An 8,064-nucleotide genomic window follows, 5' to 3' on the forward strand; every position below is an offset into this window, starting at 1 on the left:
GAATAATTTCTCTGAGAATTGCGCGAAGTGTAAAGGCTTACTCAGCGACTTTCAACAAAGAGCCTAAGTTGTCGCTATTTATCGATATTAAAAATATCTCGTAGGTAAACAATTTTATCTAATTCCCCACCTTGTGCAGCATTTTGAATAGCGCTAGTTGGCGCATGCATAAATTTATTCGTTAATTTAGTGGCTAACTCGGCAACAACCGCCTGTGGGTCTTTGTTAGCACCTAACTGCTGCATTGCCTTTTCAAGTAAAATATCACGTTCTGTTAAACACTGATTGCGGTAACTCACTACCGTATCTTGCGTATTCAAACCACGTAACCATGCCATGAAACTATCGGTTTGTTCTGTCACTATCGCTTCAGCATCTACTGCTGCTTTGCGTCTATTTTCGATATTTTTAGCAATAATGCCTTGAAGATCATCAACCGTATATAAAAATACATCTTCTAAATCTGAAACTTGCTCTTCTATATCGCGAGGAACCGCAAGGTCAACCATAAAAACAGGGCGATGTTTGCGCTTCGTTAACGCATTTTCTACCATGCCTTTACCAATAATGGGTAACGTACTGCCTGTTGAGCTAATCACGATATCAGCATCACTAATTTGTTCAGGAATTTGTGCAAGTGTTATCACATTAGCACCAATTTTCTCAGCCATTGCTTGCGCGCGTGACAAGGTGCGGTTTGCTACCGTTATGCTGCCAACATTGTTTTCATATAAATGTTTCGCAACTAACTCAATCGTTTCACCAGCCCCTACTAATAATACGTTAGCCTTTGTTAAGCTAGCAAAAATATGTTTCGCTAAATTCACCGCAGCAAACGCAACTGACACAGCACTTGCACCAATATCCGTATCTGTTCTAACTTGCTTGGCGACGCCAAAAGTTCGTTGAAAAAGTCGGTCCATCACTAATGCCATTGAACCTGCAGCTTTAGCCTGACTATATGCCTGTTTCATCTGCCCCAAAATTTGAGGTTCACCTAGCACTAATGAATCTAAACCACAAGCAACACGCATCATGTGGTTAACGGCTTGTTGGTCGCGGTGCCAATATAAACTTGGTAGGATTGATGCTGCAGCTACGTTATGATGTTTCTCTAACCAAGATGTGACCAACGCTTTAGTGTCAGTAATTGATTTTGTTTCAACTAAATAAAGTTCAGTTCTATTACAGGTTGATAAAATAGCTGCTTCTTTACACTGCACATGGCGTAACATATCTTGCAGTGCCGAAGACAAATTATCAGGGTTAAATGATATTTTCTCTCGAACAGCAACGGGTGCAGTTTTGTGATTTATTCCAACAGCAAGTATGGGCATAAAACGTAAAGATAAACCTATAATATTTTAATAATGAAATAGCGCTGACAATTACTTTTAGTGGTGTATCATACACACAAATAATTGAATAATGACGGTTAGCCACACGCTGCGAACGGCGTAATTTTACGAAATAAACCGACTAATTGAAAGAAATAAACCATGATAAAAGTACGAGTATTACTAATTATTGCCTTTTGTAGCTTTATTAATGCCTGTTCAAGTTTACCTAGTGAAAAAAATACCACATTTAACAACCTTGATTCTTATCAGGAGCGTCAAGCGAAAATAGCTCAACTCAATCAATGGAAATTAACAGGTAAAATTGCATTTCTAGAAGGAAAAAAACGCGAAAGCGCGAATATATATTGGCAATATTTTCCTAAAACTCAAGCACAGCAACTCACCCTCACCACTTATTTAGGCATTCAGGTTTTTTCTCTTACCTCTTTGGAAGGCTTGCATACGTTAACACTTGATGGAAAATCTTATACAGATACTAGTCTTTCTAGGTTACTTGATTCTTTCACCGGTTACCCTTTACCTACTACACAGTTAACACAATGGTTATTTGGACTTGCTGCGAATAAAACTGATCAGATCTACTTTGCAAAAGATAAGAAATTACCCTCAAGGCTAACTACCGAAAATTATGCTTTTCCTTGGCAAGTAGAATATGAGAATTATCAAGCTATAAACTCGCTTTATCTGGCAAAAAAATTAACCATTAAACATCAAAATTTGACCATAAAATTATTGATCAGTGAGTGGACTTTGTAACATGTCGACAAATACTTTTATTTCTTTTCCTTCGCCAGCAAAACTTAATTTATTTTTGCATATTGTAGGACAACGTACCGACGGCTATCACGAACTAGAAACGGTTTTTCAGTTTTTAGATGTTGGTGATACCATAGAAATTGCAACCTTGATGTCTTCAAGTTCCATTACATTATTAACACCTATTGCCAACGTTAATAATGAAGATAACCTTATCATTAAAGCAGCTAAGGCCCTGCAACAATACTCGAATACAACTAAAGGTGTTCAAATAAAAATAAACAAAATACTTCCGATGGGTGGTGGGCTTGGTGGAGGCTCTTCAAATGCTGCAACAGTATTAATTGCTTTAAACTATTTGTGGCAATTGCAATTATCACTAGATGAACTAGCCAACATCGGTATATCTCTAGGGGCTGATGTACCAGTGTTTATTCATGGCTATGCTGCATTTGCACAAGGCATTGGCGAAAAGTTAACACCAGTCAATCCCAAAGAAGATTATTACTTGATTACTAAACCAATGGTCAGTATTTCAACTCAGTCAGTATTTACCGCTCCTTCGCTTACCCGAGACACGCCAAAAATAAAACTTGACCAAATGGACATAGAAAACTGCCATAATGATTGTCAAACTTTCGTAATAAAACACTATCCTGAGGTTGCCAATCTATTAGCTTGGTTGATAGAATACGCGCCGTCTCAGATGACGGGTACTGGTGCTTGCATTTTTAGTCGATTCTCTTCCAAAGAAGAGGCTGAAAAAGTGCAGCGTTTATTACCGGAAAATATCTCTTCTTTTGTGGCAAAAGGTGTTAATCATTCTCCACTTCATCAGAAAATAGCGATGTTGAAAACAGGATAACACAGTAAAAAAGTTGTATAAAAAAAGCCTAAGTAGTTGGCTTTTTTGTTAATGTGTGCTGTTATTATCCTAGTGATTGATAACGGTATGAAAGATAAACCAATGTCAAAAGTTTCTGAGGAACTACCTGTGCCTGACATGAAAATTTTTGCGGGTAATGCCACCCCTGAACTGGCCAAAAAAATTGCTAATCGCTTATACATCACCTTAGGTGAGGCCAAGGTTGGCAGTTTTAGTGATGGTGAAATCAGCGTTGAAATCACCGAAAATGTTCGTGGTGCTGACGTTTTTATTATTCAATCTACTTGTGCCCCAACTAACGATAATCTAATGGAATTGATCGTGATGATCGACGCATTTCGTCGTGCATCAGCTGGTCGTATTACTGCAGTAATGCCTTATTTTGGTTATGCAAGACAAGATCGCCGAGTACGTAGTGCTCGTGTACCTATTACCGCAAAAGTTGTTGCTGACTTTCTTTCAAGTGTTGGTGTTGATCGTGTGCTAACAGTAGATTTACATGCAGAACAAATACAAGGCTTCTTCGATGTGCCTGTAGACAATGTATTTGGTACGCCAATCTTACTTGAAGACATGCAAGAAAAAGCGTTAGATAACCCAGTAATTGTATCACCTGATATTGGTGGTGTAGTGCGAGCTCGTGCTGTTGCCAAACTTCTTGATGATGCAGATTTAGCAATCATTGATAAGCGCCGACCAAAAGCAAACGTCGCTCAAGTAATGCATATTATTGGTGATGTAGTTGGTCGCGACTGTATTATTGTAGACGATATGATAGACACTGGTGGTACATTAGCTAAAGCTGCTGAAGCATTAAAAGATCATGGTGCTAAACGCGTTTTTGCTTATGCTACACACCCTGTTCTTTCAGGTAATGCTGCTGAAAACCTAAAAAATTCAGTGATTGATGAAGTTATTGTTACTGACTCTATCCCGCTTTCTCCTGAAATTAAAAAGCTTAAAAACGTTCGCCAATTAACATTGAGCGGTATGCTTTCTGAAGCTATACGTCGCGTTTGCAATGAAGAATCTATTTCAGCGATGTTTGATAATTAATAAAACAAATAATAGATAAATGGCTCTTATTTTAAGAGCCATTTTTTTCATATCAACAGCTGCTTCACTCAAACTAACGCCTGCTATTGTGCTTAGCTCTCACTATTATTAGCTAATTAAATCACGCCCCGCTTTATTGCTAACTTCGGCTAGTATTCATCAAATGATAATGTTATTATGCCGCGCCTTTTTTATCTGAGCGCTAAAAGCGCGGTTAGAAAAGCATTACGCGGTTGTTTTTGGTCGCAAAAAACAACCAAAACTATACTTTTACATTAGGTAATAACAATGACTGATATATTTACTTTGGATGCTGAAGTACGTACTGATTTAGGGAAAGGTGCGAGCCGCCGCCTACGTCACGCGAATAAAGTTCCAGCAATCCTTTACGGTGAAGGCAAAGAGCCTGTTTCTTTAACACTTGCGCACAACAAAGTTTTCCGTGCACAACAAGAAGAAGCATTCTACTCACAAGTATTAACGTTAAATGTTGACGGTAAGCCTGTTGAGTGTCTTGTTAAAGATATGCAACGTCACCCGTTCAAGCAAATCATCATGCATTTAGATTTTATGCGTGTAGATGCTGCTCACCCAATCCACACTAACGTTCCAATTCACTTCTTAAACGAAGAAGCAGTGACGAAAAGTGGTGGTATCGTAGCTCACAACATCACTGAAATCGCAGTAACATGTTTACCTGGCGATTTACCAGAGTTTATTGAAGTTGACGTAGCTGGCTTAGAAGTTGGTCAAACATTGCACTTATCAGACGTAACACTTCCAAAAGGTGTAACTTCAGATGAGTTATCAAAAGGTGAAGACCACGACCAAGCTGTTGTAACTGCAAATGCACCTAAAGGTGGAAGCAGTGACGACGAAGAAGCTGAAGAAGAAACTACTGAAGAATAATTAAGGCCAGCCCTTAAATGACTATTCAGTTAGTTGTGGGCCTGGGTAATCCAGGCCCCGAATATACAAATACTCGTCATAATGCAGGCGTCTGGTTTGTTGAAGAACTTGCCGCACGTTATAACATTTCTCTCCGTCCTGAAAAAAAATATTTTGGTCTTTATGGTAAAGGCAATATTGGTCGCAATATTGTGCATTTACTTGTGCCAACAACCTTTATGAATAGAAGTGGCCAAGCAGTAGCGCCTTTAGCCAATTTTTATAAAATACCCGTTGACGATATTTTGGTTGCACACGATGAACTAGATATGGAACCTGGTGTTTGCAAGATCAAAAAAGGTGGCGGACATGGTGGTCATAATGGTTTACGAGACATTATTTCTAGGTTAGCCAATAATAAAGAGTTTTACCGATTACGTATCGGTATTGGACACCCCGGACACCGTGAAAAAGTAACCGGTCATGTGTTAGGAAAAGCACCAGCCAGTGAACAAGCACTTATTGATCAAAGTATTGATGAAGCAAGCCGCTGTTTTGAGATTTGGCAAAAAAAAGACATTAAAGTAGCACAAAACAGATTACACTCCTTTAAAGCACAAGCTTAATAACGATTACAGGTAAAAAACTATGGGATTTAAATGTGGTATCGTTGGCTTACCCAACGTTGGTAAATCAACCCTTTTTAACGCATTAACTAAAGCAGGTATTGAAGCTGCAAACTTTCCGTTCTGTACCATAGAGCCTAATACAGGTGTTGTACCTGTGCCGGATCCTCGATTAGATAAACTGGCTGAAATTGTTAGCCCTGAGCGCGTTATTCCTACTTCAATGGAATTCGTTGATATTGCAGGCCTAGTCGCTGGTGCTTCAAAAGGAGAAGGCTTAGGTAACAAATTTTTAGCCAATATTCGCGAAACCGATGCCATCGGCCATGTAGTTCGTTGCTTTGAAAATGAAAATATCGTTCATGTTGCCGGTAAAGTTAGTCCAGAAGATGATATTGACGTGATCAATACCGAATTAGCTCTTGCTGACATGGATACCGCAGAACGCGCTATCCAACGCCAAACGAAGAAAGCTAAAGGTGGCGATAAAGATGCAAAATTTGAACTTCCGGTATTAGAAAAAATTCTTCAACATGTTGAAGATGGTAATATGATCCGCTCACTTGAATTAAGTAAAGAAGAGTTAGCCGCCGTTAAATATTTAAACTTCTTAACCGTTAAGCCAACTATGTACATTGCTAATGTAAATGACGACGGTTTTGAAAATAATCCTTATTTAGACAAAGTAAGAGAAATTGCCAAGCAAGAAGGCGCTGTAGTGGTACCTGTTTGTGCTGAAATTGAAGGTGAACTTTCTGAAATGGACGAAGAAGATCGCGAAATATTTATGGAAGAAATGGGCTTAACAGAACCAGGTTTAAACCGCGTAATTAACTCTGGCTATGGTTTACTTAATCTACAAACGTATTTCACCGCCGGTGTAAAAGAAGTTCGTGCATGGACAGTAAAACACAATGCAACAGCTCCCCAAGCTGCCGGTGTTATTCATACTGACTTTGAAAAAGGCTTTATTCGCGCTGAAGTAGTAGCATACGATGATTTTATCGAATGCAATGGTGAGTCAGGTGCCAAAGAAGCCGGTAAATGGCGTTTAGAAGGTAAAGATTACCTTGTTAAAGACGGTGACGTAGTTCATTTTAGATTTAACGTGTAATGTTTTACACGTTATTAAAGTAGATAAAGGGACTGTGTGTCCCTTTTTTAATACCTGCCTTTTAAAGAACATTCAACTAATCACTCTCTTTATAAAGTTGAACCTGCATAACTTTACTATTTCAAACTTCTAAATATGATAAAAATCCCCCCCCAACATTTTTACTTGGTCATAACATATTGAATTTATTAGCGCGTCTTGAATTTGTGGTATGAGTTTTATTCAACTTAAACGTGGTTTAGTCAAGGTGCAGTAAATGAAGATAAAAGGTAGTCGTTTAGAATTCTGCATTATTATCATTCTATTGAGTAAAATAACTACACGGACAAAGAGTCATCTTGTACAAATAGTAAACTAATGACTTCAGATCATATATAAAAGATCAACACACACTAACTTCAGTTTAAAAAGTTTTCTTAATTTAAAAGCTTTTTGTTAAAAAAACGCAAAGAATTTGCATAGAATAGCGCCGGTTTGGCGACTCTTTAGCCAAACAAGCAGAAAGAGTGATTTTTTTAGAAAAAAACGGTTGACGAAGCGTGAGCAGATTTGCATAATACGCGCCACTTGCTGAGAGGCAAGATTGTAAATGGCTACATAGCTCAGCTGGTTAGAGCACATCACTCATAATGATGGGGTCCCAAGTTCAAATCTCGGTGTAGCCACCATTTACAATGCAAGAATGGCGGAGATGGTAAACGCGCTGGCATTCCTAAGGAATTAGCGTTCCAGTATCTAGAGTTGCAAACTCTTTAAACTATGCAAAAAAATGCGGGAGTGGCGGAATTGGTAGACGCGCTGGATTTAGGTTCCAGTATCGCAAGATGTGAGAGTTCAAGTCTCTCCTCCCGTACCATTCAAGCAACACATGTTGCGAGAATAAGAAACATTGCAGGGGTATAGCCAAGCGGTAAGGCAGCGGGTTTTGATCCCGTCATTCAGAGGTTCAAATCCTCTTACCCCTGCCACTTTCTTTCAACATCAATAAAGAAAGTGGTGAGTACAAATCATCAATGTTTCAAGATTAAGAATTTCGGAAGGGGTATAGCCAAGCGGTAAGGCAGCGGGTTTTGATCCCGTCATTCAGAGGTTCAAATCCTCTTACCCCTGCCAATTCTTACCAATGTTCCATTACTTATTACGTAAATTACCTACTAATTAATAAGAACATCAGCGTTTCAATACGCAGAGCTGCAAACTCTTTAAACTATGCAAACAAAATGCGGGAGTGGCGGAATTGGTAGACGCGCTGGCATTCCTAAGGTATTAGCGTTCCAGTATCATAGAGTTGTAAACTCTCTAAACTATGCAAACAAAATGCGGGAGTGGCGGAATTGGTAGACGCGCTGGCATTCCTAAGGTATTAGCGTTCCAGTA

At 38.9% G+C, this 8,064-nt stretch carries 7 protein-coding genes and 4 tRNA genes; 10 read left to right on the top strand and 1 reads right to left on the bottom strand.

The window, feature by feature from the left end:
- Positions 1-74: 74 nt before the first annotated feature.
- Positions 75-1,337, bottom strand: a complete 1,263-nt coding sequence (gene hemA / locus Q4489_RS13085; RefSeq protein ID WP_303481073.1) for a glutamyl-tRNA reductase — start codon at positions 1,335-1,337, stop codon at positions 75-77.
- Between the two features lie 162 nt (positions 1,338-1,499).
- Here hemA and lolB point away from each other — a divergent pair, with 162 nt between their 5' ends.
- The 10 genes from lolB to Q4489_RS13135 all read left to right on the top strand — a co-directional run bounded on the left by lolB (position 1,500) and on the right by Q4489_RS13135 (position 7,800).
- The gene (gene lolB / locus Q4489_RS13090; protein ID WP_303481074.1) at positions 1,500-2,117 is read left to right on the top strand and encodes a lipoprotein insertase outer membrane protein LolB; all 618 of its coding nucleotides are present in this window, start codon (positions 1,500-1,502) and stop codon (positions 2,115-2,117) included.
- Position 2,118: 1 nt separating this feature from the next.
- Positions 2,119-2,982, top strand: a complete 864-nt coding sequence (ispE, locus tag Q4489_RS13095) for a 4-(cytidine 5'-diphospho)-2-C-methyl-D-erythritol kinase (RefSeq protein ID WP_303481077.1) — start codon at positions 2,119-2,121, stop codon at positions 2,980-2,982.
- 129 nt (positions 2,983-3,111) lie between these two features.
- Positions 3,112-4,059: a ribose-phosphate pyrophosphokinase gene (locus Q4489_RS13100; protein WP_074496363.1), complete on the top strand. Its 948-nt coding sequence runs from the start codon at positions 3,112-3,114 to the stop codon at positions 4,057-4,059.
- Between the two features lie 288 nt (positions 4,060-4,347).
- On the top strand, positions 4,348-4,968 hold the full coding sequence (locus tag Q4489_RS13105) for a 50S ribosomal protein L25/general stress protein Ctc (protein ID WP_303481079.1): 621 nt from the start codon (positions 4,348-4,350) through the stop codon (positions 4,966-4,968).
- A gap of 17 nt (positions 4,969-4,985) precedes the next feature.
- Complete coding sequence (gene pth, locus Q4489_RS13110; RefSeq protein WP_303481082.1) at positions 4,986-5,573, top strand: aminoacyl-tRNA hydrolase; 588 nt, start codon at positions 4,986-4,988, stop codon at positions 5,571-5,573.
- Between the two features lie 22 nt (positions 5,574-5,595).
- Positions 5,596-6,687, top strand: a complete 1,092-nt coding sequence (gene ychF, locus Q4489_RS13115; RefSeq protein WP_303481084.1) for a redox-regulated ATPase YchF — start codon at positions 5,596-5,598, stop codon at positions 6,685-6,687.
- Positions 6,688-7,278: 591 nt separating this feature from the next.
- Positions 7,279-7,355: transfer RNA gene (locus tag Q4489_RS13120), tRNA-Met, on the top strand.
- 103 nt (positions 7,356-7,458) lie between these two features.
- Positions 7,459-7,543: transfer RNA gene (locus tag Q4489_RS13125), tRNA-Leu, on the top strand.
- A gap of 37 nt (positions 7,544-7,580) precedes the next feature.
- Positions 7,581-7,655: transfer RNA gene (locus tag Q4489_RS13130), tRNA-Gln, on the top strand.
- A gap of 70 nt (positions 7,656-7,725) precedes the next feature.
- Positions 7,726-7,800: transfer RNA gene (locus Q4489_RS13135), tRNA-Gln, on the top strand.
- Positions 7,801-8,064: the final 264 nt, after the last annotated feature.

The organism is Thalassotalea sp. 1_MG-2023 (assembly GCF_030546745.1).
Lineage (GTDB): Bacteria > Pseudomonadota > Gammaproteobacteria > Enterobacterales > Alteromonadaceae > Thalassotalea_C.

What these genes read in the sequence shown, in the direction of transcription:
- hemA (WP_303481073.1), bottom strand. Translation starts at nt 1,337, where the DNA reads ATGCCCATACTTGCTGTTGGAATAAATCACAAAACTGCACCCGTTGCT.
- lolB (WP_303481074.1), top strand. Translation starts at nt 1,500, where the DNA reads ATGATAAAAGTACGAGTATTACTAATTATTGCCTTTTGTAGCTTTATT.
- ispE (WP_303481077.1), top strand. Translation starts at nt 2,119, where the DNA reads ATGTCGACAAATACTTTTATTTCTTTTCCTTCGCCAGCAAAACTTAAT.
- Q4489_RS13105 (WP_303481079.1), top strand. Translation starts at nt 4,348, where the DNA reads ATGACTGATATATTTACTTTGGATGCTGAAGTACGTACTGATTTAGGG.
- pth (WP_303481082.1), top strand. Translation starts at nt 4,986, where the DNA reads ATGACTATTCAGTTAGTTGTGGGCCTGGGTAATCCAGGCCCCGAATAT.
- ychF (WP_303481084.1), top strand. Translation starts at nt 5,596, where the DNA reads ATGGGATTTAAATGTGGTATCGTTGGCTTACCCAACGTTGGTAAATCA.